Source organism: Clavibacter sp. VKM Ac-2873, from assembly GCF_015351075.1.
GTDB lineage: Bacteria > Actinomycetota > Actinomycetes > Actinomycetales > Microbacteriaceae > Clavibacter.
The window spans coordinates 213,658-236,286 of record NZ_JADKRS010000004.1 but is presented as its reverse complement, the minus strand read 5'-3'; the positions used below and the strand labels follow the sequence as shown (position 1 = coordinate 236,286).

21 protein-coding genes are annotated in these 22,629 nt (G+C 72.4%); 16 read left to right on the top strand and 5 right to left on the bottom strand.

Annotation, left to right across the window (positions count from 1 at the left end; translation table 11 throughout):
* Positions 1-176 precede the first annotated feature (176 nt).
* On the bottom strand, positions 177-1,439 hold the full coding sequence (locus tag ITJ44_RS12850; RefSeq protein ID WP_255524433.1) for a phosphoribosylaminoimidazolecarboxamide formyltransferase: 1,263 nt from the start codon (positions 1,437-1,439) through the stop codon (positions 177-179).
* A 68-nt stretch (positions 1,440-1,507) separates the two neighbouring features.
* Between ITJ44_RS12850 and ITJ44_RS12845 the strand changes: the two genes are divergently transcribed.
* The 5 genes from ITJ44_RS12845 to ITJ44_RS12825 all read left to right on the top strand — a co-directional run bounded on the left by ITJ44_RS12845 (position 1,508) and on the right by ITJ44_RS12825 (position 3,598).
* Positions 1,508-1,819, top strand: a complete 312-nt coding sequence (locus ITJ44_RS12845) for a hypothetical protein (RefSeq protein ID WP_194635943.1) — start codon at positions 1,508-1,510, stop codon at positions 1,817-1,819.
* 1 nt (position 1,820) lies between these two features.
* Complete coding sequence (locus ITJ44_RS12840; RefSeq protein ID WP_194635942.1) at positions 1,821-1,973, top strand: hypothetical protein; 153 nt, start codon at positions 1,821-1,823, stop codon at positions 1,971-1,973.
* Between the two features lie 101 nt (positions 1,974-2,074).
* Positions 2,075-2,359 (top strand): hypothetical protein, encoded by a 285-nt coding sequence (locus tag ITJ44_RS12835; RefSeq protein WP_194635941.1) that lies wholly within the window; start codon positions 2,075-2,077, stop codon positions 2,357-2,359.
* 2 nt (positions 2,360-2,361) lie between these two features.
* Positions 2,362-2,655 (top strand): hypothetical protein, encoded by a 294-nt coding sequence (locus ITJ44_RS12830; RefSeq protein WP_370551695.1) that lies wholly within the window; start codon positions 2,362-2,364, stop codon positions 2,653-2,655.
* Positions 2,656-2,701: 46 nt separating this feature from the next.
* A complete protein-coding gene (locus tag ITJ44_RS12825; protein WP_304519895.1) occupies positions 2,702-3,598 on the top strand; it encodes a glucose 1-dehydrogenase in 897 nt (298 codons plus the stop codon).
* Between the two features lie 90 nt (positions 3,599-3,688).
* Here the strand turns inward: ITJ44_RS12825 and ITJ44_RS12820 are convergent, their stop codons facing one another.
* Positions 3,689-4,969: an MFS transporter gene (locus tag ITJ44_RS12820; protein ID WP_228495047.1), complete on the bottom strand. Its 1,281-nt coding sequence runs from the start codon at positions 4,967-4,969 to the stop codon at positions 3,689-3,691.
* Between the two features lie 139 nt (positions 4,970-5,108).
* On the opposite strand from ITJ44_RS12820, the gene ITJ44_RS12815 reads away from it, so the two are divergent.
* Complete coding sequence (locus tag ITJ44_RS12815) at positions 5,109-5,990, top strand: Rieske 2Fe-2S domain-containing protein (protein ID WP_194635939.1); 882 nt, start codon at positions 5,109-5,111, stop codon at positions 5,988-5,990.
* Here ITJ44_RS12815 and ITJ44_RS12810 read toward each other — a convergent pair.
* From ITJ44_RS12810 to ITJ44_RS12800, 3 genes are read right to left on the bottom strand one after another with little or no spacing between them, the layout of a single operon-like run.
* The gene (locus tag ITJ44_RS12810) at positions 5,987-7,192 is read right to left on the bottom strand and encodes an MFS transporter (RefSeq protein ID WP_194635938.1); all 1,206 of its coding nucleotides are present in this window, start codon (positions 7,190-7,192) and stop codon (positions 5,987-5,989) included. The genes ITJ44_RS12815 and ITJ44_RS12810 overlap by 4 nt on opposite strands.
* Positions 7,193-7,241: 49 nt before the next feature.
* On the bottom strand, positions 7,242-8,693 hold the full coding sequence (locus ITJ44_RS12805; RefSeq protein ID WP_194635937.1) for an SPFH domain-containing protein: 1,452 nt from the start codon (positions 8,691-8,693) through the stop codon (positions 7,242-7,244).
* A gap of 31 nt (positions 8,694-8,724) precedes the next feature.
* Positions 8,725-9,213 (bottom strand): NfeD family protein, encoded by a 489-nt coding sequence (locus tag ITJ44_RS12800; protein WP_194635936.1) that lies wholly within the window; start codon positions 9,211-9,213, stop codon positions 8,725-8,727.
* Positions 9,214-9,394: 181 nt separating this feature from the next.
* Between ITJ44_RS12800 and ITJ44_RS12795 the strand changes: the two genes are divergently transcribed.
* The 10 genes from ITJ44_RS12795 to ITJ44_RS12750 all read left to right on the top strand — a co-directional run bounded on the left by ITJ44_RS12795 (position 9,395) and on the right by ITJ44_RS12750 (position 22,565).
* A complete protein-coding gene (locus ITJ44_RS12795) occupies positions 9,395-9,655 on the top strand; it encodes a zinc-ribbon domain-containing protein (RefSeq protein ID WP_194635935.1) in 261 nt (86 codons plus the stop codon).
* Positions 9,656-9,775: 120 nt separating this feature from the next.
* Positions 9,776-11,131 carry an ABC transporter substrate-binding protein gene (locus ITJ44_RS12790; protein WP_194635934.1) on the top strand — a complete coding sequence of 452 codons (1,356 nt, stop codon included), beginning with the start codon at positions 9,776-9,778 and terminating at the stop codon, positions 11,129-11,131.
* A complete protein-coding gene (locus ITJ44_RS12785) occupies positions 11,128-12,144 on the top strand; it encodes a carbohydrate ABC transporter permease (RefSeq protein ID WP_194635933.1) in 1,017 nt (338 codons plus the stop codon). Before ITJ44_RS12790 ends, ITJ44_RS12785 begins: the two co-directional genes overlap by 4 nt.
* A complete protein-coding gene (locus tag ITJ44_RS12780; RefSeq protein WP_194635932.1) occupies positions 12,141-13,109 on the top strand; it encodes a carbohydrate ABC transporter permease in 969 nt (322 codons plus the stop codon). The genes ITJ44_RS12785 and ITJ44_RS12780 overlap by 4 nt, the downstream gene beginning before the upstream one ends.
* Before the next feature lie 136 nt (positions 13,110-13,245).
* Positions 13,246-16,314: a glycoside hydrolase family 2 TIM barrel-domain containing protein gene (locus ITJ44_RS12775; RefSeq protein ID WP_194635931.1), complete on the top strand. Its 3,069-nt coding sequence runs from the start codon at positions 13,246-13,248 to the stop codon at positions 16,312-16,314.
* Positions 16,315-16,448: 134 nt separating this feature from the next.
* Positions 16,449-17,735, top strand: coding sequence for a D-arabinono-1,4-lactone oxidase (locus ITJ44_RS12770; protein WP_194635930.1), 1,287 nt, complete (start codon positions 16,449-16,451; stop codon positions 17,733-17,735).
* 113 nt (positions 17,736-17,848) lie between these two features.
* Positions 17,849-18,118: a mycoredoxin gene (locus tag ITJ44_RS12765; RefSeq protein ID WP_194635929.1), complete on the top strand. Its 270-nt coding sequence runs from the start codon at positions 17,849-17,851 to the stop codon at positions 18,116-18,118.
* Between the two features lie 3 nt (positions 18,119-18,121).
* Positions 18,122-19,591 (top strand): phosphotransferase, encoded by a 1,470-nt coding sequence (locus ITJ44_RS12760; RefSeq protein ID WP_194635928.1) that lies wholly within the window; start codon positions 18,122-18,124, stop codon positions 19,589-19,591.
* Positions 19,592-19,728: 137 nt separating this feature from the next.
* Complete coding sequence (locus tag ITJ44_RS12755; RefSeq protein ID WP_194635927.1) at positions 19,729-20,100, top strand: hypothetical protein; 372 nt, start codon at positions 19,729-19,731, stop codon at positions 20,098-20,100.
* A 299-nt stretch (positions 20,101-20,399) separates the two neighbouring features.
* Entirely contained in the window at positions 20,400-22,565 is a 2,166-nt protein-coding gene (locus tag ITJ44_RS12750; protein WP_194635926.1) for a S9 family peptidase, read from the top strand.
* The last annotated feature ends 64 nt before the right edge of the window (positions 22,566-22,629 follow it).

Sequence of the window (22,629 nt, the reverse complement as noted above, 5' to 3'; positions counted from 1 at the left end):
CGTGTCCGGGTCACGAGCACCCAGCCTGGTTAGGCAAGGCTCACCTAATATGAAGGCGCCGGGACGGGAACGCAACCCGGCCCATGACGACTCGCGGGGACCCTCCGCGGGGCGTTGCGGCGACCCGTTTCGGGGGCGTGGAAGCCGTCTCGCGGAGACCGGAGACGCGATCGCGATCAGTGGTGGAACAGCCGCAGCCCGGTCCGCACCCGCGTGATGCCGTGCTCGGCGCAGACAGCCGCGACCTCGTCGGCCCGCACCGATCCGCCGGGCTCCGCGACGTACCGCACGCCGTGCCGGCGCGCGTGGTCGATGTTGTCCCGGAACGGCAGGAAGCCGTCCGAGGCGAAGGCCACGTGGTCGAGGCCCGCCATCCACGCGCGCCGGTCGTGGTCGTCGATGTCGGGAGCGGTGCCGACGAGCGCGTCCGCCAGCCGGGACGCCTCGTCGGGCGTCATGTCGCCCTCGACGCACCGGATCCGCCAGTTGATCCGCTCCTGCCGGCCGACGCCCGCCCGGAACGCCATGTCCCGCACGGCCGGGAGCCGCCGCAGCCACCAGGTGTCGGTCTTCGCCCCGGCGAGGCGCGTGCAGTCCACGCGCGACTGCTGCCCGGCGCCGATCCCCAGCGTCACGCCGTCCCGCACGTAGGCCACGGAGTTGGACTGCGTGTAGCGGAGCGCGACCATGCCGAGCAGCAGGTCGTCCACGGCGTGATCCGGCAGGGGCGCGCCGTCCGTGCGCGCGAGCAGCCCGCGGTCGATCGCCACGCGGTCCGCCGGCTGGGTGAGACGCACCCCGAAGAGGTCCCGCGACTCCTCGGGCGGCGCGACGAAGCCCGCGTCGGCCTCCAGGACGAGGAACGCGCCCCGCTTCTTCCGCCGGAGGATCTCGACGGCGCCGTCCGCGAACCCCGGCGCGATGATCCCGTCGGAGACCATCCCCGCCAGGCGCATCGCCAGGTCGCGGGACACCTCATGGCTGACGGCGACGACGTCGCCGTAGGACGACTTCGGGTCGGCGTCCCGCGCCCGGAGGTACGCGCTCGTCACGTCGTCGGCCTCCTCGGAGGCGTCGAGCCCGGAGTCGGCGCGGACCACCGCGTCCAGCGACCCGGCGCGGGCGACGCCGGCCGGAGACACGTGCTTGAACGACGCCGCGACCGCCGTCCCGAGGGCGACGCCGCCCTCGCGGACGAGCTGCCAGGCGTTCAGCGCGTCCAGCACGTTGACGTAGGACGGGTCGCCGTTCACGATCCGGAACGGCAGGCCGCCCGGACCCGTGGCCGTCATCCGCGCCGGCGCCCGATGGGGGTTGATCCCGTATCGCATGTCCATGTGGCCGTCGCCTCCCGCGCTCGTCGTCGCGCTCCGAGGCCGGTCCGTCGAGGACGCGGGAGGCCCGTGCGGCGAGAGTCCAGTCAACCGAGGGGCCGACATCCGCCGACGGCGTCGTGCACATCCGCGGGAGCGGACGCGCGCGGGCCGTCGCTCGTAGGGTGGGGACCATGAGCGATCGCGACGACCAGGCCGACGGCATCCGCACCGGGCGCGGACCCGGCGATCCCGACGGACTGGTGACGGTCGACGACGTGGTCTCCCCCGGCGGCGCTCCCGCCGGCGTGGGCGACGCGGTGCGGGCGCCCGACGGCACCGCCTACGGGCACGCGGAGGAGGACACCCTCGAGGTGGAGGACGCGGATCCGGCGAGCGCCGAGTACCCCGCGGTGCCCGACAACCGCTCCGTCACCGCCGCCGACTCGCACATGAGCGCGCCGGCCGACGACGCCGCCGGGCACGTCGACCCCGAGGGCCGCTGACATGACGGATCCCGCCGCCGACGCCCCGCGGCGCCCGATCGCCGAGCCCACGCCCCTCGACGCCGACTCGGTCGCCGAGCGCCTGGAGGCCGCGGAGGAGGACGCCCGCGAGGCCGCTCCCGACCCGTTCGGCGAGGGCCCCGACGACCAGTGATCCACCCCGGACGCCCCGCTGCGGAGCGCCTCGGATCCCGCACATGAGCGTTGCCTGAGCGCCACCACACAGCTCTCGGGGCCGAGCGTAGCGTCGAAGGCATGGACACCGACGACCCCCGCCTCGCGCCTGCCGACACCTCGGACACGCGCCAGGACAAGGACTTCATCTCGCAGAGCGAGGACGACACGCGCGTCAAGCAGGAGCAGCAGATCGCCGACAGCGAGGGCGTCTCCGACGACGTCCCCGCCGCCGCGGACGACGTGCAGGTGCTCCCCGGTTCGGGCGGACCCGACGACGTCGGCCAGATCGACGTGGATCCCGACGAGCTCAACCTCAGCGGCGACTCGATCCCCGGCCACCCCAAGCCCGAGGCCGGGGAGTGACCGTGACCGACGCCACCTCCACCACCCCCGGTGACGACGCCACCGGTGATGACACGGCCCTGGACACCGAGGCGCTCGCGCACGACACGGTCGTGAACGACGCCGTCGCCGGCGAGACCGTCCTCCCCGACGCCGACGAGCCCGTCGAGGAGATCGACGAGGACGACGCCGTCGCGGCAGCCGACGCCGAGCCCGAGGCCGACGTCCTCGGCGTCGACGGCGAGGCCGAGCCCGTGCTCGCCGACAACGAGCTCGCCGGCCAGGACATCGACCTCGACGACACCCCGCCGAGCTGATCCCGCCCTCCCCTTCCCGCACGCAGATCACAGCACCAGGAGACACATGAGCACCGACCAGTACACGTTCCAGGACCCGACGAAGATGTACGCGGACATCCAGCCCAGCGCGCAACAGCAGGACGGGCCCGGCCTCGACGCCGCGCTCGACGACACCGCGGACCGCGGCGAGAAGACGTACCGCGGATCGAACCGCCTCGAGGGACGCAAGGCCCTCGTGACCGGCGCCGACTCCGGCATCGGCGCGGCCGTCGCCATCGCCTACGCCCGCGAGGGCGCGGACGTCGCGCTCTCCTACCTCCCCGAGGAGGAGGAGGACGCGAAGAAGGTCGTCGCCCTCATCGAGGAGGCCGGTCGGAAGGCCGTCGCCATCCCCGGCGACATCGCGACCGCGGAGTTCAGCCGCGAGCTCGTCCAGAAGGCGGTCGAGGGCCTCGGCGGCCTCGACATCGTCGTCAACAACGCGGGCAAGCAGCAGAACGTCGACGCGCTCGAGGACATCTCGGACGAGGAGTTCGACCGGACCTTCAAGACCAACGTCTACGCGATGTTCTGGATCACGAAGGCCGCTCTGCCGCACCTCAAGCCGGGCTCCTCCATCATCAACACGTCGTCGATCCAGGCCTACGCGCCGTCGCCGAACCTCGTGCACTACGCCACGACCAAGGCCTCGATCAACGCGTTCTCGAAGGGCCTCGCCGGCCAGCTGGCGCCCAAGGGCATCCGCGTGAACGTCGTCGCGCCCGGCCCGATCTGGACGCCGCTGCAGACCGCGGGCGGCCAGCCCGAGGACGCCCTGCCGGAGTTCGGCGAGCAGACCCCGCTCGGCCGCGCTGGCCAGCCCGCCGAGCTCGCGCCCGCCTACGTGTTCCTCGCCTCGAACGAGTCGAGCTACGTGGTCGGCGAGACGCTGAACGTGAACGGCGGCATGCCGACGCCGTAGCGAGACGCGCTCCGGCAGGCGCCGGACGCGATCGCGCGAGGGCCGGAGGGGATCACCCCTCCGGCCCTCCGTCGTCCGTGGTGGCGCGCGTCAGGCGAACAGCGCCCGCACGTGACGCGATCCCAGCATGCCGAGCCCGCACGCCGCCTCGCCGACACCGGCGATCACGAGCACGACGCGCATCGCCTCCTCCTGCCCGAGCGGCGCGAGCAGGGCGATGAGACCGCCGCCCGCCAGGACCGCGAACGGGTAGGGGCCCTGGCCGAGCAGGCGCGCGCCGCCGAGGATGGAGCCCTGCTGGGCCGGCGGCGCGGACTCCTGCCACACCGCGGCGAGGGGCGCGCCCTGCAGCTGGATGGCAGCGTTGCGCACGAACCCGGCCGCGACCACGAGCACGAGCGCATCCGTAACGCCGAGCGACGCGCGGCCGACGAGCCCGAGCACCAGCGGCATGCACGTGATCGCGACGAGGCGCGGGATCCGGTCGCCGCGCCACGCGACGACGGCCGCTCCCGCGACGAGGCCGATCGCGGCGCTCACGGTGTAGGCGGCGAGCCCGGACGCGGATCCCCACTGCCGGCCGGCGAGGAGGATCACGTAGGCAGTCGTGGCCGTGACGCCCAGCCCGTTGAAGAGGTTGAGGCCCGCGAAGCCGATCTGCATGTCGCGGATGCCCCGGTGCCGGAGGATCCACGCGATGCCCTCCCGCGCGCCCGGGAACGGGTTCGCCCGCCGCGGCCCGGGCGCGGGCGGCGCGTCCCAGCGGACGACGAGGAGCGCCGCGACGCAGCCGAGCGAGGTGAGGCCGTCGACCAGGAAGACGGACGCGGGCGCGACCGTGGCGTAGAGGGCCGCACCCACGACAGGGGCGACGATGACGGGCGCGCGCTGCAGGAGGGTCGTGACGCCGTTGATGCGCGTCAGGTCCGCGTCCTGCCGCATGCGCCGGACGCTGGCCGTGAGGGTCAGGGTGAGCGTGCTCGCGGCGATCGCGGAGACCAGCACGAGCGGGTACACGACGCCGAGGAGGCGCCCCGGGCCGATGAGGGATGCCGTGAACATGCCGGCGGAGACGATCGCGAGGACCACGTTGGCGAGGATCGCGGCCCGGCGGTGCCCGATGCGGTCGGCGAACGCGCCGGCGAGCGGCGCCAGGTAGATGTTGCCGGTCGAGGACATGACCGTGAGGACCGCGAGCGCGACCGCGCTGCCCGTGTCGCCGAACACCTGGAGGCCGAGGACGAAGGACGCCGAGCTGGCGCCGAGCGTCGAGATCGACTGCGCGCCCCAGAGGAGGAGGAAGCCCGGGGATCCGCCGAGCCCGGATCCGCCCTCCGGGGACGCGGTCATGTCGGGTCCCCGCGCTGCCATCCCTCCGAGGCTAGGGACGGCGCGCGCACCGGGCGGAGATCGCCCACAGGGGGCGACCGTGCCCTCGGTCTTGTCAGTGCTCCCCCGCAGGCGTTGCCTGGGAGGAGGGCGACGGTGTCGCGCTCGGGACGGAGGCACCATGCGGGAGATCGGGCTGGTCGAGGCGGTGACGCGGATCGAGGACGCGGATGCGCTGGATCCGATCGTCGACCGGGTGAAGGGCGTCGTGACCGCGCTGCTGAAGCCGCGGGCGCTCGCCGACCTGCTGCACGGCGTGCCGTTCGGGCACCCGCTGCACCCGGCTGCCGTCCTGGTCCCGACCGGCGCGTGGATCTCCTCCGCGGTGCTCGACCTCCTGCCCGGCAATGAGAGGGCGAGCCGCGCGCTCGTCGGCGTCGGCGTGCTGAGCGCCGCGCCCTCCATCGTCTCCGGCTACGCCGACTGGTCCCAGCTGCACGAGCAGCAGATGCGCGTCGGCATCGTCCACTCCGCCGCCAACGCGGTCGCGACGGGCCTCTACGGCCTCTCGTGGATCCAGCGCGCCCGCGGCAGGCACACGAGCGGCAAGGTCCTCGGCTTCGCGGGCCTGTGCCTCGTCTCCGCGGGCGGGTTCCTCGGCGGCCACCTCGCCTACCGCCAGGCGGCGGGCGCCGACCACGCCGAGGACGTGCCGCACCGCTTCCCCGCGGGCTGGCAGGAGCTCGGCCGCCTCGACGACCTGCCCGACGGCCGCCTCACGGCGCGTGACGTCGCGGGCCTCCCGCTCCTCGTCCGCAGGAACGGCATGACGGTCGACACCCTGAGCGACGTGTGCAGCCACCTCTCCGCGCCGCTCCACGAGGGCGAGCTCGGGACCGACCCGAAGACCGGCGCGGCGTGCGTCACGTGCCCGTGGCACGACAGCGTGTTCAGCCTGGCGACCGGCGAGGTCATCCACGGCCCGGCGACCGCGCCGCAGCCGCGCTTCGAGACGCGCGTCACGGGCGGGCTCGTGGAGGTGCGGCTGCCGCACGCGGGCTAGGCCGCGGGATCCCGGTCGGCGGTTCCGCGCAGCGCCACGACCGCGAGCACGGCGCATCCCGCGAACACGACCGCACCCGCGACGGTCGGCAGCGCGATCCCCGAGGTCGCGAGGGTGCCGCCCAGCGCGGATCCCGCGGCGAGGCCGAGCAGGCTGACCACGCGGCCCGCGGCGCCCACGCGGCCGAGGAGGTCCGCCGGGACGAGCCGCTGGCGCAGCGTGGTCGCGCAGATGCTCCAGACCACCGCGTGCAGGATGTAGAGCGCGAGCAGGATCCCCGCGACGATCGGGTCCCGCGTCACGGCGAGGCCCGCGAGGCTGGCCGCCCCGAGCGTCAGGGCCGCGGTGATCGTGCCGCGGGAGCCGAGGCGGGCGCGCAGCGGCGCGGCGATCGCGGATCCGGCCAGGCCGCCGAGCGCGCTGGCCGCGAGGAGCACGCCGTAGCCGGCGGCGTCGAGCCCGAGCCGCTCCCCCGCGAAGAGCACCAGCACCGAGAACGGCAGCATGTAGCCGACGCTGGCGAGGCCGCCGATGAGGGCGAGGGATCCGACGACGCGGTGCCCGGCGAGCCAGCGCACGCCCTCCGCGGCCTCGCGGAAGACGGAGGGCCGCGGCCCCGAAGCGGAAGGCGCCGGATCCACCCGCCGCGGCAGCGCGAGCGCCACCGCCCCGGCCGCGACCCACAGCCCGCCCGTCGCGTACACGGGAACCGCGGCGGCGAGCGCGAACAGGATCCCGCCGAGCGGCGGCCCCACGAACTCGTCCGCCACGAGCTGCGTGCCGGTGATGCGCGCGTTCGCCCGGTCGAGGCGGCCTGCCGGCACGATCGACGGCAGCACGGCGACCGCGGCCCCGTCGGCGGCGCTCTCGAGCACGCCCACCACGGCCATCACCGCGTAGAGCACGGCGAGCGACGCGACGCCCGACTGGATCGTGACGGCGAGCCCCAGCACGGCGACGCCGCGGAGGGCGTTCGCGACGACGATCAGCGTGCGCCGGTCGAGCCGGTCGACGTACACGCCCACAGGCAGCGCGACGAGGAGCCGCACGAGCGCGTACGTGGTCGCGAGTCCCGCGACGCCGCGCGGGTCGTCCGTGAGGCCCGCCGCGACGAGCGGCATGGCGACGAAGACGAGCCCGTCCGCGAGGTTGGAGAGCGCGTTCGCGCCCCACAGCGCCCGGAACGGGCTCGTGCGTCTCACGCCGGGCTCCCCGGGGCGACGTGCGCCCCGAGGAGCCCCGGCATCGGGATCAGATCCCGGCGCCCTCGGACGCGGCCGTCTTCGGGCCGACATCCGTGGAGGTGGATCCGGCACCGGCGGACGCGCCCGCGGCCGTCGAGCCCAGGAACGAGCTCAGCGCCGTGGCGACGTCGATGCCCGTGGTGTCCTTGAGCAGCTTCGGCAGCGTCGCCATGTTCTCGGCCACCGAGCGGTTGAGCGCGTTCGCGCCGTCCGCGGAGATGATCGTCATGTTGTCGACGTTGGCGAGCGGCGCCGCCATCTCGCGGGCGATCTCCGGCATCGACGCGATGATGCGCGCCTGCAGGGCCTCGCGCGACAGCTTGTTCTGCGCCTCGGCGAGCGCGGCGGCCGCCTCGGCCTCGGCCTGGCCGCGGGCCTGGATCGCGTCGGCGTTCGCCTTCCCGAGCGCGGTGATGGACGCCGCCTCGTTCACGGCCGCGGTCTTCGCGGCCTCGGCGTTCTGCGTGCGCTGGTAGACCTCCACGTCGACCTTCGCCTTCTCGGCGTCGCGGGCGGCCTGCGCGTCCTGCACCGTCGCGTACTTGCGCGCCTCGGCGGGGAGCTCCACGTCGATGCGGAGGCGCTCCTTCGAGACCTCGGCCTGCGCGGCCACGGCGGTGCGCTCCTGGTCGGCGACCAGGCGGTCCTGCTCGGCCTTGGCCAGCTCGCCCGCCGCGTACGCGGTGGCGTTGGCGCGGTCGGTGTCGGCCTTGATGGCCGCGCGGCGCAGGTCGAGCTCGAGCTGGCGCTCGGCGGTCTGCTGGTCGTTCTCGATCGCGGCGAGCGCGGAGATCCTCTTGTTCTCGGCCTCCGCGACCTCGGCCACCTGGCGGGCGCGCGCGGCGTTCGAGCGGGCCCGGTCGTCGAGGTAGGAGCTGCCGGGCGTCGTGATCTCGCGGACGTTGAGCGTCTCGATCTGGAGGCCGAGCTCCGCGAGGTCGTTCTTGGTCTGGTTCACGGCCTCCTGCGCCACGACGGAGAAGCTCTTCACGAGCTCGTCGACGGGACGGTCGCCGATGAGGCCGCGGATCGCGCCCTCGAGCGACTGCCGCACGATCTCCGGCAGGGCGTCCTGCTGGAGGAGGTAGCGCTGCACGGCGCGGCGCACGCCGTCCTCCGTGCCCGTCACCTTGAAGTTCACGGTCGCGACGACGGCGGTGTTGATGAAGTTCGCGTCGCGCGCCTCGGCCGTGACGCTCGTCTGGTACTGCTCGAGGGAGAGCGTGAAGCCCTCCTGGAAGATCGGCCAGATGAAGGTCCGGCCGCCGATGATGACCTTCTGCGGGCTGGAGAACCCGGCGCCGCCCTCGCTCCTCTCGGCGTTGCGGCCGACGATGACGAGCGCCTGGTTCGGCGGGACGCGGCGGACGCGGGAGGCGATGAACGCCACCAGCGCCACCAGGATGACGATGACGACGATGACGGCGATGGCTGTCGTGCCGCCGGAGATCAGGTCCACGGGATGGTTCCTCTCGTTGGGACGGGTGCTGCTAGGTGGTGGGGGCGCCGTCGGGGTCGTGCTCCACGCGCACGCGGAACCCGTCCTCCGAGACGACGCGGATGCGGGTGCCGACGGCCAGCGGCTCGGCGCTCATGGCGAGCCGGCGCTCCAGCTCGCGGATGTGCTCGAGCCGCACCTCGCCGCCCGTGGGCGAGGTCGGCGACGTGACGACGCCGACCATGCCGACGGGCGAGTACGAGCCGCCGCTCTCCTGCTTCGCGACGAAGCGGACGGTGAGCTGCACGACCACCAGCGCCACGAGCGCGAGGGCGACGGCGATCGCGATGGCGCCGCCGGAGCCGATGCCGGCCTGGTCGGCGAGCACGCCGCCGACGCCGTAGATGGCGAGGGCCGCGCCGAGCGCGACGCCGGACACGAGGCCGTCGCCACCGCCGATCGCGTCGAGGATGTCGCCGAGCACGATGCTGCAGAGGAGGAGCAGGAGGCCGACGGCACCGACGACCACGAAGACGATCACGCGGATCCCCGCGGGCAGGCCGTCGCCGGGGTGACGTGCGCGCCGTCGTGGTGCGTGGTCATGCGGGGCCGATCTGCTGGGTGTGTCCTCCGAACGTACCGGGTGATCCGCCGAGCGTCGCCTCCTCGTCCGGGGGCCGCCCCACCGCCTATGCTCCGCCGGCCGCGCGTAGCCTCGGCAGGTGATCCTCCTGTTCGGCACCCGGGCGCGCGACGCCCTCGTGGTCATCGTGACGTTCGCGTGCCTCCGCTGCGGCGTGACGAGCGCCCAGCGCGTGCTCCACCGCACCGTCCGCGCGACCGTGTTCCTCGTCCCGCTGATCCCGCTGCGCTCCACCTACCGCGTGGTCTGCCCGCACTGCGGCCTCGAGACGCGCCTCACGAAGGACCAGGCGATGCACGCCCTCGAGTGGGCCGTGCGGAATCGGGGGGCCCGCCGCTGAGCCGGCTCCCGTCCGTCTCCCGGGAATCCCTACCAGGGGTGAGGAATAAGTTTCGTCGCGCGCTTAGAGTGATCGCAGGGCTCCGGCCCATCTGCCATCAACGACGACGGGAGGGATGCGATGACGCATTCGATCAGCAGGAGACAGGCACTGGGGGTGGGGGCCGCCGCCGCGGGCACGCTGGCCCTCGCGTCGTGCTCGGCACCGGGCGGGAGGCTGGTCAACTCCGATCCGGTCATCCCGGCCGTCGCGGCCGGCGAGAAGGTCACGCTCACGTACTGGGCGTGGCTGAAGGACCTGCAGAAGGTCGCGGACGTCTGGAACGCGCAGAACCCGGACATCCAGGTCGAGGCCGTCTGGATCCCCGGCGGCAACGCGGGCGGCTACCAGAAGATGTACTCGGCCATCACGGCCGGCGGCGGCCCCGACATCGGCCAGGTCGAGCTCCGGCAGCTGCCCGAGTTCCTCCTCGCCAACGGGCTCGTCGACCTCACCCGCTACGGCGTCGAGGAGTACCGCGACAAGTACGACGAGGCGCTGTGGAAGCAGGTCAGCTTCCAGGACGGCGTCTTCGGGATCCCCCAGGACTCCGGCCCCATGGCCTTCTACTACCAGCGCGAGCTCCTCGACCAGGTGGGCGGCCAGCCGCCGGCGACCTGGGACGACTGGGCGACGCTCGGCGCCGAGGTGCGCAAGACCGGCGCCGGCAACTACCTCGACTGCTTCCCCGTCGCCGACGCCTCCGTCTTCACCTCCTACGCGACGCAGGCCGGCGCCAACTGGTTCAAGGTCGACGGCGAACGCTGGGTGGTCGACATGCTCGACGAGCGCACGATGGAGGTCGCCGCGTTCTTCGACAAGGCCATCGACGACGACGTGGTCAACACCACGTACTCGGCCTTCTCCCCGCCCTGGACCGCGGCCGCCGCGGACGGCAAGGTCTTCGGCGTCACGAGCGCCAGCTGGGGCGACGCCCTCATCCAGTCGGTCTCCGGCGGCGAGGGCAAGTGGAAGGTCGCGCCCATGCAGACCTGGGGCTTCGACGGGGCGTACGGATCCAGCTACCTCGGCGGATCCACCGCGGCCGTGCTGGCCAACAGCAAGCACCCGGCGGAGGCGCTCAAGTTCATGACGTGGATGACCACGTCGAAGGAGGGCATCGACGCGATGATCGAGAACTCCGGCATCGGCTGGTCGCCCTCCCCCGACTACATCGGCGCCGCACGCCAGCAGCCGAGCGAGTGGTTCAGCGGCCAGAGCTACAACGAGGAGGTGTTCGCGCCGGCGGCGAAGGAGCAGAACCTCGACTGGTCCTGGTGCCCGCTCACGCAGTTCACGCTCAACACCCTCCAGGACGAGTTCCGCCGCAAGCTCACGAGCGGCCAGACCCTCGTGGAATCCCTGCCCCTCGCGCAGGAGGCCGTGATCGAGGCCTTCCGCAACAAGGGCCTCACGGTCGAGGCGGCCTCCGCATGAGCGTCGACACGCGACCGGCCAGCGGCGCGCGCGCCGCCACCCGCCCCGCCCGCGCCCCGCGCTCGGGCGTCACGAAGGGCCAGCTGAAGAAGTCGCAGACCATCGCGCCGTGGGTCATGCTCGCGCCGTTCCTCGCGGTGTTCCTGCTGACCTTCGTCCTCCCGATCCTCTACGCGGTGTTCCAGTCGTTCACGACCGTGCGGCGGGAGGGCCTGTTCGGCGAGCAGGGCGTCACGACCGTGTTCGCCGGGTTCGAGAACTACGCGCTGGCGCTCGCGAACGACGCGTTCACGGCGTCCATCGGCCGGGTGCTGCTGTTCGGCGTGGTGCAGGTGCCGGTGATGATCATCCTCTGCACGATCCTCGCGCTCCTGCTCGAGTCGGCGTCGGCGAAGTGGCCCCAGTTCTTCCGGGCCGCGTACTTCATGCCGTACGGCGTCCCGGGCGTCATCGCGACGATCCTGTGGGGCTTCCTCTACATCCCGGGCCTGTCGCCCATCATCGACATCGGCCAGATGTTCGGGATCCAGCTCGACTTCCTCGGGGCGGGCACCGTGCTCTGGTCCATCGCGAACATCGTGACCTGGACCTACACGGGCTACAACATGCTCATCATCATCGCCCAGCTCAAGTCGATCCCCGGGGACGTCTACGAGGCCGCGCGCATCGACGGCGCGGGCGCGTGGCGCACGGCGCTGTCGATCCAGCTGCCGCTGATCCGGCCGGCGCTCGTGCTCGCGACCGTGTTCTCGATCATCGGGACGCTGCAGCTGTTCGCGGAACCGCAGGTGCTCGCCACCTCGGCCCCCGCGATCGACTCGCAGTACACGCCGAACCTGTCGGCGTACACCACGGCGTTCGCGTACAACGACTACGGCGTCGCCGCGGCCCAGGCGGTCATCATCGCCCTGGCCGCGTTCATCCTGTCGTTCGTCTTCCTCGCGATCACCAACAGGAAGCCCAAGGAGGAGCGGGAAGCCGCCGCAGCGAGGAAGAAGGGGGCGCGCGCATGACCGCCACAGAGATCCGACCCACCACGGACGAGTCCACCGCCGACAAGGCGGAGCAGAAGCGCGCGGCGCAGGCGGCCGAGGCGAAGGTGAGCCGGCCGTCGAAGGCCGGGAGCACACCGGGAGCGGGCGCGAAGCCCGCCACCCGCATCATCGTCACCGCGATCCTCGTGGTCGTCGCGCTCTACTTCCTCGTCCCCGTCTACTACATCGTCGTCGCGGCGACGAAGACGACGGCCGACCTGTTCAGCACCAACGGGTTCCTGTTCGCGAACATGAACCTCTGGCAGAACCTCACGCTGGTGTTCACGTACGACGACGGCATATTCGTGCGCTGGTTCCTCAACTCGGTGCTCTACGCCGGGGTGGGCGCGCTCATCGCGACGTACTTCGCCGCCGCCGGCGGATACGCGCTCGCCAAGTACAAGTTCCGGGGATCGAACATCGTGTTCGGCACCATCCTCGGCGGCGTGCTCGTGCCGGGCACCGCCACGGCGCTGCCGCTGTTCCTGCTGTTCAGCGCCATGGGCATCGCCAACACGTACTGGTCGGTGCTCATCCCGTCGCTCGTCTCGCCGTTCGGCCTGTTCCTCTGCCGGATCTACGCGCAGGCGTCGGTGGAGGACGCGGTGATCGAGTCGGGCCGGATCGACGGGGCGAGCGAGCTGCGCATCTTCCACACGCTGGCGCTCCGCTCCATGACGCCCGCACTCGTGACGGTGTTCCTCTTCCAGCTCGTCGGCATCTGGAACAACTACTTCCTGCCGCTGATCATGCTGGCCGACACGAAGCTGTACCCGATCACGCTCGGCCTCAACAACTGGCGGAGCCAGGTCGACCGGCTGCCGGAGTTCTACCAGCTGACCACCGGCGGCGTCCTCGTCTCGATCATCCCGCTCATCGCGGCGATGATCGTGCTGCAGCGCTTCTGGCGGGGCGGCCTGACCGACGGAGCCGTCAAGGGCTGATCCCCCGACGCGACCGATCGCGGACGGCCGGGCGGGGCGACCTGCCCGGCCGTCCGCGCATTCGGCGCGTCGCCCCCCGACCCACGATGATGGATGCGCGGCACGTCGCCGCCCCCGCCCACGCGCAAGGAAGCCCATGACGCACGCCCTCCCCTACTTCGAGGACTTCGCCCCCACCACGGGCGCGGCCCGCCGTCCCCGTTCCTGCCTGCACTCGGATGCCCCGCGCATCGTGCTGAACGGCGACTGGCGGTTCCGCCTCTCCCCCACGCCCCGCGGCCTCTCCGAGGAGATGGCCGACCCGGCGTTCGACGACTCCGGCTGGGACGAGATCCCCGTGCCGAGCCACTGGGTGCTCGGCCAGGACGGCCGCTTCGGCCTGCCCGCCTACACGAACGTGCAGTACCCCTTCCCCGTCGAGCCGCCGTTCGTGCCGGACGAGAACCCCACGGGCGACTACCGCGTCGAGATCGACGTGCCCACGGACTGGCAGTCGCTCGAGCGCGTCGTGCTCCGCTTCGAGGGCGTCGAGTCGGCCTTCAAGGTGTGGCTGAACGGCGACGAGGTCGGCACCGCGATGGGATCCCGCCTCTCGCACGAGTTCGACGTCACCGCGTCGCTGCGCCCCGGATCCAACGTGCTCGCCGTGCGCGTGCACCAGTGGTCGATCGCCAGCTACCTCGAGGACCAGGACCAGTGGTGGATGCCCGGCATCTTCCGCGACGTCACCCTCCTCGGGCGTCCCACGGGCGGCATCGACGACGCGTGGACGCGCGCCGAGTACGACCACGAGACGGGCGCCGGCACGGTGCACGTCGAGGTCGACGCCGAGCCCAGCGCGTTCCCCGTCACGTTCGAGGTCGAGGATCTCGGCATCCACGTCACGTGGGACACCCCGGCCGACGTCGCGCCCGTGCACGTGGACCGCGTCGAGCCGTGGAGCGCCGAGAGCCCCAGGCAGTACCAGGGCTTCCTGCGCACCAACGTCGAGGCGCTCTCCATCCGCCTGGGCTTCCGCACCGTGCGCATCGAGGGCGACCGGTTCCTCGTCAACGGCCGCCGCGTGGTCTTCCACGGCGTCAACCGGCACGAGGCCCACCCGGAGCGCGGCCGCGTCTTCGACGAGGAGCACGCGCGCGCCGACATGCTGCTCATGAAGCAGCACAACGTCAACGCGATCCGCACCAGCCACTACCCGCCGCACCCGCGCGTGCTCGACCTCGCCGACGAGCTCGGCTTCTGGGTCATCGACGAGTGCGACCTCGAGACCCACGGCTTCGAGTTCGGCGGCTGGGTCGGCAACCCCAGCGACGATCCCCGCTTCGCCGACGCCTACCTCGACCGCATCGAGCGCACCATCGAGCGCGACAAGAACCACCCGTCCATCGTCATGTGGTCGCTCGGCAACGAGTCCGGCACGGGACGCAACCTCGCCGCCATGTCGGCGTGGGTCCACCGCCGCGACCCGGGACGCCCCGTGCACTACGAGGGCGACTACACGGGCGAGTACACCGACGTCTACTCGCGCATGTACTCGAACCTGCAGGAGACCGAGTCCATCGGCAGCGACGCGATCCCGGGCGACCTGCTCGGCTGCACGCCCGGCGAGGGCATGCGCCAGCGCACGAAGCCCTTCATCCTGTGCGAGTACGTGCACGCGATGGGCAACGGCCCGGGCCAGATCGGCGAGTACGAGGACCTCGTGCTCCGCTACCCGCGCCTCCACGGCGGCTTCGTGTGGGAGTGGCGCGACCACGGAATCCTCACCGAGACCGCGGACGGCGAGGCGTTCTACGCCTACGGCGGCGACTTCGGCGAGGTCGTGCACGACGGCAACTTCGTGATGGACGGCCTGGTGCTGCCCGACGACACCCCCACGCCCGGCCTCGCCGAGTACAAGGCCGTCGTGCAGCCGATCGCGTTCGCGCTCGAACGCGACGGCGGATCCGCGTCGCTCGTGGTCGAGAACCGGTACCACTCGATCTCCACCGCGCACGCGAGCCTCGTCTGGGTGCTCGCGGTCGACGGCGACGACGTGGCGACCGGGGTCCTCGACGCCGATGCCGTGGCCGCCGGCGAGACCGTACGGATCCCGCTGCCCGCCGACGCGCTCGACGCGGGCGAGCTCGCGGGCGACGGCGCCGAGGGCTCCGCGCCCGAGGTCTGGCTGACCGTGCAGGCGATCCTCCGCGACGACGAGCCGTGGGCCGAGGCCGGCCACGTGGTCGCCGTCCAGCAGTTCGACCTCACGCCCGCGCCCCGCCCGGCCGTGCCCGCGCGCTGGGTCGACGCCGACGAGGAGACCTACCCCGCATCCGGCGCCACGCGCCTCACGCTCGGCGACGGCGAGTTCGACCTCGCCACCGGGCGCCTCGTGCGCCTCGGCTCGCTCGAGGTCGACGGACCACGCCTGGAGCTGTGGCGCGCGCCCACCGACAACGACCGCAGCGACAGCAGCGGCTCGTACGAGCTGGCGGATCCGCGCCTCACCTTCGGGAAGGGCGTCCCCGGCCCGTCGAGCGAGGCGCGCTGGCGCGGGGCGGGCCTCGACCGGCTGACCCACCGGGTCCGCTCGGTGAAGGTCGGCTCGGGTTCGCTCACGGTCGTCGTGCGCACGAGCGCGGCGCAGTCCTTCGACTCGGTCGACACCACGTACTGCTGGACCGAGGGGGCCGACGGCGCGCTGGACGTGCGCGTCGACATCGTGCCGAGCGCCGGGTGGGCCATCACCTGGCCGCGCGTCGGGATCCGCATCGACCTGCCCGCGAGCGTCACCAACGCGGAGTGGTTCGGCACCGGGCCGTTCGAGTCGTATCCCGACTCACGCCGCGCGGCGCTCGTCGGCCGGTTCTCGTCGCTCGTCGACGACCTGGGCGCCGTGTACTCGATGCCCCAGGAGACCGGCCACCGCAGCGACCTCCGGGAGCTGGAGCTCGGCACGTTCGACGGCGAGGGCGGCATCGTGATCCGGGCCCGGCCCGACACCGCAGGCCGCCGCCCCGGCTTCACGGCCTCGCGGCACACGCCGCAGGAGCTCGACCGCGCGACGCACCCGCACGAGCTGCCCGCGAGCGAGGCGGTGCACCTGTACGTCGACGCCGCGCAGCACGGGCTCGGCTCCCGCGCGTGCGGCCTCGACGTGCTGCCCGAGCATCAGCTCTGGCCCGCGCAGCGCACGCTGGAGCTCAGCATCCGCAGCCGCTGACGGACCGGCGGCGGGCCTCCCGGGGCCCGCCGCCGCGCCCCGCGCGCATCGACCGCACGACATCGCTCGCCCTCCGACCGGAGGGCGGGCAAGCTGGAGACGACGGCGTCCGATGGCGGGCGCGAGGAGGACGCATGACCGACACCATCGAGCAGGGCACCGCGGGCACCAACTGGGCCGGCAACTACGCGTACCGGGCGAGCGGGGTCCGCACGCCGACGAGCGTCGAGGAGCTGCGGGGCATCGTCCGCGACGCGACGCGCATCCGCGTCCTCGGATCCCGCCACTCGTTCAACGACATCGCCGACTCCGACGTGCTGGTCTCGCTCGCCGAGCTGCCGGCCGACCTCGTGATCGACCGCGACGCCAGCACCGCCACCTTCTCCGCGGGCCTCGCCTACGGGAAGCTCGCCGAGCTCCTCGGCGAGGAGGGCCTCGCGATCCACAACCTCGCGTCGCTGCCGCACATCTCGGTCGGCGGCGCCATCGCGACGGCGACCCACGGATCCGGGATCGGCAACGGCAACCTCGGCACGGCCGTCGCGGCGCTCGAGCTGATCACGGCCGACGGCGAGACCGTCACGTACCGCCGCGGGGACGACGACTTCGACGGCGTCGTGGTGGGCCTCGGCGCGCTCGGCGTCGTCACGCGCGTGACGCTCGACGTCGAGCCCGCCTACCTCGTGCGCCAGCGCGTCTTCGAGGGCCTCTCCTGGGACGCGTTCGACGCGAACCTCGAGGACGTCTTCGGCGGCGCGTACAGCGTCAGCGTCTTCACGCGCTTCGGCGAGGCCACCGACCAGGTGTGGCTGAAGAGCCGCGTGCCGCTCGACGTCGACGGCCAGCCCGAGGACGAGGTGATCGTGGCCGACTACTTCGGGGCGCCGGCCGCCACCGAGGAACGCCACCCGATCCTCGGCATCGATCCGGTGAACAGCACCTCGCAGCTCGGCGTCGTCGGCCTCTGGTCCGACCGCCTCTCGCACTTCAAGATGGGCTTCACGCCGAGCGACGGCGAGGAGATCCAGTCGGAGTTCCACGTGCCGCTCGACCGGGCCGTCGAGGCCGTGCGGGCGCTGCGCGAGATGGGCGACCGGATCCGCCCGATCCTCCTCGTCTGCGAGCTGCGCGCCGTGGCCGAGGACCGCCTGTGGCTGAGCCCCCAGTTCGGGCAGACGACCATCGGCCTGCACTTCACGTGGAAGCGCGACCAGGCGGCCGTCGAGGCGGTGCTCGCCGAGCTCGAGGCCGCGATCCGGCCGTTCGGCGCGCGTCCGCACTGGGGCAAGGTCTTCACCGCCCAGGCGGCGGACATCGCCCCGCTGTACCCGCGATCGGGCGACTTCCTGGCCCTCGCCGAGCGCCTCGATCCGACGCACAAGTTCCGCAACGCGTGGTTCGCGCGCTCGATCCTCGGCTGATCCGCATCCGCCGCTGACCGGGACCGCACCCGGGGATCCGCGACGCGCCGAGCACCCGCTCGCGCGCCGCGGATCCCGGGTCGGCGTCCAGAACGGCGCGTAGGGTGAGCACCATGGCGCCCGAGACCTCCTCCTACGTACCTGCCCCCGGGCGGATCACGATGTTCTCCACCACCTGGTGCGGCTACTGCCGCCGGCTGAAGTCGCAGCTCGACAGGGCCGGCATCGGCTACGACGAGGTGGACATCGAGCAGGTGCCCGGCACCGCGGAGCTCGTGGAGGCCATCAACGGCGGCAACCAGACCGTGCCGACGGTGCTGTTCCCCGATGGCACCTCCGCCACCAACCCGTCGCTCGCCGACGTGACCGCGAAGGTGGCCTGAGACATGCAGCACCACGACCTCAGCGTCATCCCCGACTTCCTCGCCGCGTGGATGCGCGAGCAGCGCTGGTTCGCTTCCAAGGGCACCGAGCCGCGCCTCGAGCGCATCGGCGGCTGGAGCTTCAGCGACGAGGGCTGGTTCGCCCGCATCGAGACGCACCTGATCATCGACCACGGCAGCGCGAAGCCCGTGCTGTACCAGGTGCCGCTCACGTACCGTCAGGCGCCGCTCGAGGAGCTGAGGCCCTTCCACATCGGCACCACCGTCGAGGACGACGGCGTCGAGCTGCACGTCTACGACGGCCCGCACGACCCCGCGTACGCGTGGGCGCTCATCCGCACCATCCTCGACGACCGCGACGCGGACGTCGACGAGACGTCGCTCGGCGCCACCGCGCGCGGGCAGCGCCAGCCGGGCGTGGACATCGCGACGGTCGTCGGATCCCACGTGCTCTCGGGCGAGCAGTCGAACACGTCGATCATCTACGACATGGTCTCGGCTGACGGCCACGCCGTGAACCCGATGATCGTGAAGGTGTTCCGCGCCCTGCACCACGGCGAGAACCCCGACGTGGTGCTCCAGTCGGCCATCGCCGGCGCCGGATCCCGCCTCGTGCCGCAGACCATGGGCAGCGTGCTCGCCGAGTGGAGCGACTCCGGCCGCGAGGAGGGACGCGCCGTCGGGCACGTCGCCTTCGCGCAGGAGTTCCTGCCGGGCGTCACCGACGCCTGGCGCGTGGCGCTCCGCGCGGCCGAGGCCGACGCCGACTTCCAGGCCGAGGCCCGCGCGCTCGGCGAGGCGACCGCCGACGTGCACGCGACGCTCGCCGCCGCCCTCCCCACCGTCGAGGCCACGCCCGACGTCATCGAGGGGATCATGGTCAGCTTCCGCCGCCGCCACGCGACGGCGGAGCGCGAGGTCCCCGAGATCGCCGCGTTCCACGACGCCATCGCGAGCGTGTACGACGCCGCCGAGAAGGGCGAGTGGCCGAAGCTGCAGCGCATCCACGGCGACTACCACCTGGGCCAGGTGCTCTCGGTGCCGAACCGCGGCTGGGTCCTCCTCGACTTCGAGGGCGAGCCGCTGCGGCCGATGCACGAGCGCTCGCTGCCCGACGTCACGCTCCGCGACGTCGCCGGCATGCTCCGCTCGTTCGACTACGTCGCCGGCTCGTACGCGCTCGCGCACCCCGGGAAGTCGGCGGCCACGTGGGCCTCCGCCGCCCGGCGCGCGTTCGTCGACGGCTACATCGCCCGCTCGGGCACCGACCTCCGCGCGAACCGCGCCCTGCTCGACGCGTTCGAGATCGACAAGGCGGTGTACGAGGCGATCTACGAGGTCCGCAACCGGCCCGGCTGGCTGTCGATCCCGCTGCAGGCCGTCGCGCGCCTGGCCACCCGCTCGAGCACGCTCGGCGCGGCGACCACGCCGGGTGCGACCGGGCCGCGCGAGGCGGGGCCGATCACCTCCTGATCTCCAAGGACGCAGAGCGCCTGCCGTGCCGGGGCTGTGCACTTCTCCGACGCCAACACCGAAATGCCTTTTATCTTTCACCCGCAGCAACGAGGCTGCAGTGAACGGCGATCCGTGATCGCCGAGTAGAGGTAGTCATGCGTGCAAGACGCGTCATCCTGAGCATCAGTGCGGTCGGCCTGCTCACGCTCGGACTTGCGGCCCCCGCACAGGCCGAGGTCCTCGACCAGTGGGGAGAGCAGCCGACCACCTACTGCTCGTCGTCCGTAGGTTGCTACATGGATCACGGCCGCCCGGTGCACACCACCTACGGCCCGCACCTGACATTGCACGAGCAGGCCCTTCAGCGGCGCTGCTACCTGAGACTCGCGGGAACCGGATTCGCCGGTGCCGGTGGTGTGATGACGGGGAACTGGCTCGCTGTCCTCGGGGCAGCGTTCAACGGAGGAGAGGCGCTCGAGGGGGTGTGCAGTGATTTCTGGAACGCGACGTCGAGATTCAGGCACTGAAAGGCAGAGGCAGATGTCGGGTCAGATCCTCCTCGCCCTCGTGGGCATCGGATTGATCTTCCTGTCGATCCCCTACGGAGCGACTGATGGGGCAGGCAGTTGGTGGGGTGTGCTCGGTGGCGCGCTCATCGTCGTGGGTGCCGTGGTGGTCGCAGTTCGAAGACGTCGGCGTCGGCGTCGGCGTCGACCGGAGAACTGACACGCGGGTCAGCCTCGGACGGCAGCCGCGCGCAGGGGCGGGGCATGCGCACCTTCGGACCGCATCGAAGGTGCGCATGCCCCGTCGGTAGGCTGGCGGGATGACCGACCCCGCCGTCCCGGCCGTCTCCTCCCCCGCATCCGACTCCCCCTCCGTCCCTCCCGTCGCGGAGCAGCGACCGATCGAGCGCACGTTCCACGGCGACACGTTCGTGGACCGGTACGAGTGGCTGCGCGACAAGGACGACGCCCGCGTCATCGCCCACCTCGAGGCCGAGAACGCGTACGCGGAAGGCGCGACGGCGCACCTCGAGCCCCTGCGCGAGGCGATCTTCACGGAGATCAAGGACCGCACGCAGGAGACCGACCTCTCCGTCCCCGTCCGCGAGGGCGACTGGTGGTACTACGCCCGCACGGTCGAGGGGTCGCAGTACGCGATCCGCTGCCGCCGTCCCGTCGCCGGTCCCGACGACTGGACGCCGCCCGCCATCGAGCCCGCGACCGACGGCGGAGCGATCCCCGGCGAGCAGGTGCTGCTCGACTCCAACGCCGAGGCCGATGGCCACGAGTTCTTCTCGCTCGGCGCGTTCGAGGTCAGCCCCGACGGTTCCCTCCTCGCGTACTCGACCGACACCGAGGGCGACGAGCGGTTCACGCTCAAGATCCGCGACCTGGCCACGGGCGCGGACCTCGCCGACGAGATCCCGGGCACCAGCCACGGCGCCACCTTCTCGGCGCATGGCGACCACCTCTTCTACGTCACCGTCGACGACGCCTGGCGCCCCGACACCGTGTGGCGCCACCGCGTCGGCACCCCCGCCTCGCAGGACGTGAAGGTCTTCACCGAGCCCGACGAGAGCTACTTCGTGGGCTTCGGCATGACGCGCAGCCGCCAGTACCTCGTCATCCAGGTCGGCTCGAAGATCACGACCGAGGTGCTGCTGCTCGACGCGGGCGACCCGACGGGCGCGTTCCGCCCGGTGTGGCCGCGCCGCCACGGCGTCGAGTACGACGTCGACCACGCGGTCATCGACGGATCCGACCGGCTCCTCATCCTGCACAACGACGGCGCCACGAACTTCGAGCTGATCGACGTGCCGGCCGACGACCCGACCTCCACGACCGATCGCCAGGTCGTCATCCCCCACGACGACGACGTGCGCCTCGAGGACGCCAGCGCGTTCGCCGACCACGTCGTCGTCTCCTACCGCCGCGAGGGCCTCACGCGCGTCGGCGTGATCCCCTTCGACCGCGTCCTCGACGGCGAGCAGCTGCACGAGATCGCGTTCGACGAGCCGATCTACACGGTCGGCACCGCGGGCAACCCCGAGTTCGCGCAGCCCACGATCCGCCTCGGCTACACGAGCCTCGCGACCCCGGCCACCACCTACGACTACGTGCTCGCGACCCGCGAGCTCCGCCTCCTCAAGCAGCAGCCCGTGCGCGGCGGCTTCGACGCGGACGACTACGTGCAGGCCCGCGAGTGGGCGACGGCGGAGGACGGCACCGAGATCCCGCTGTCCGTCGTCTACAAGCGCGGCCTCGTGCACCCGGGGACGCCGGCGCCGCTCCTGCTCTACGGCTACGGCTCGTACGAGGCGAGCATCGACCCGTCGTTCTCCATCGCCCGGCTGTCGCTGCTCGACCGGGGCATGGCCTTCGTCATCGCGCACGTGCGCGGCGGCGGGGAGATGGGCCGGCTCTGGTACGACGAGGGCAAGACGCTCACGAAGAAGAACACCTTCACGGACTTCGTCGCCGCAGCCGACCACCTCATCGCGCGCGGGTGGACGAGCCCGGAGAAGCTGGTGGCCGAGGGCCGCAGCGCCGGCGGCCTGCTGATGGGCGCGGTGGCGAACATCGCGCCGGACCGGTTCACCGGGATCCTCGCGGGCGTGCCCTTCGTGGACGCCCTCACGAGCATCCTCGACCCGTCGCTGCCGCTCACCGTGATCGAGTGGGACGAGTGGGGCGACCCGCTGCACGACCCCGAGGTGTACGCGTACATGAAGTCGTACACGCCGTACGAGAACGTGCGCGAGGGCGTGGAGTACCCGCGGATCCTCGCGGTCACGAGCCTCAACGACACGCGCGTGCTCTACGTCGAGCCGGCCAAGTGGACGGCCCGCCTCCGCGAGGTCGGCGCGCCCGTGCTGCTGCGCACCGAGATGCAGGCCGGCCACGGCGGCAAGTCGGGCCGCTACGACGCGTGGCGCGAGCGCGCCTCGGACTACGCGTGGGTGCTCGACGTGGCGGGGCTGGCGTAGCGCGCCCGGCGACCTCCCACCGCCGATCGACCGGGCGGGTGCGACGCGTCTGCCCCTAGGGTGG